This window comes from Mucilaginibacter sp. UYNi724, assembly GCF_054057495.1.
Map to the genome: position 1 here is coordinate 1 of NZ_JBSRZI010000036.1, position 1,142 is coordinate 1,142.

The window sequence follows — 1,142 nt, forward strand, 5'->3', positions numbered from 1 at the left end:
TTACGTTTTCTTCTCATAGATTCTCCCTTCAGTTCGATGCGGTGCGCATCATGAACGATCCGGTCCAGGATCGCATCAGCAACCGTTTTTTCACCGATCACTTCAAACCATTTGCTTACCGGTAACTGTGAGGTAATGATCAGCGAGGTCTTGCCATGCCTGTCCTCAATCAGTTCCATTAGTGCAGCCCTGCTTTGTGCATCAAAAGGCTGGATACCGAAGTCATCCAGTATGAGCAGCTGTGTCCTTTCCAGTTTAGCGAGTTCTTTGATATAGGAGCCGTCTGCCTTAGCCATCTTCAGTTTGGCGAATAGCTTAGGCGTGCTGGCATAAAATACCCTGTAGCCCAGCATACAGGCCTGATAGCCGATGGCAGAAGCCACATAGCTTTTACCGATACCGGTGCTGCCGGTAACCAGTATGTTTTCATTGCGGTCAATGAAAGTACAGTCTGCCAGTCGCATGATCTGGTTGCGGTCGATACTTCGGTCGGCATGATAATGAACGTCCTCTACAGAGGCTTTATAGCGGAACTTGGCATATTGTATCGTTCGTTCGATACGCCTGTTTTGCCGGTCGTCCCACTCTGCATCTACCAGGTGGGCCAGCAGTTCATCTGCTGTGTAATCATTTGTTTTACCTGTTTCCATGCTGCTTTTGAAGGCATGGAACATGCCGAAGAACTTCATCTTCCTCAGCTTTTCTAATGTACTTGTGTTCATGTTATTTGTTGTTTAATGGTTATTTGTAATAGTCTTTCCCTCTGATATTGTCGTGGTTAGGCATAGGCAACTCATCAGCAAACAAGCTTTCCTCGTAGCCGTCCATCTTGTTCTCCAGGATGGTTTGTATGGTTTTATAGTTGTAGATGCCATAGCTGAGCGCACGCTGGCAGGCCATCGTTAACCGTTCGTTACCTGCTTTCTTGGCGAAGCCAAGAACACCCAGGCAGGACTTGTAAGCCTGCTCCGGGTGTTGCTTCCGGTCAAGGATCTTAAGGATATACAGCCTGACATCCTCATGGATGGATGCAGCCCAATCCAGGAACTTATCAGGTGTCCAGTCGGTTACAAAGCGGTGTGTAGTGGCCATGTGGTCTTTATCGGTTGTATAGCCGTAAGGGTTCTTTGCCCGTTTATGCA

The 1,142-nt window shown here is 47.8% G+C and carries 1 protein-coding gene and 1 pseudogene; both read right to left on the minus strand.

Features of this window, described 5'->3' with window-relative positions:
- Positions 1–722 (minus strand): IS21-like element helper ATPase IstB (gene istB / locus ACVW0P_RS22185; RefSeq protein ID WP_457134009.1); only part of this gene is annotated, 722 nt, incomplete at its 3' end.
- A gap of 19 nt (positions 723–741) precedes the next feature.
- Positions 742–1,142 (minus strand): annotated as a pseudogene (locus ACVW0P_RS22190) (IS21 family transposase); the annotation flags it as partial.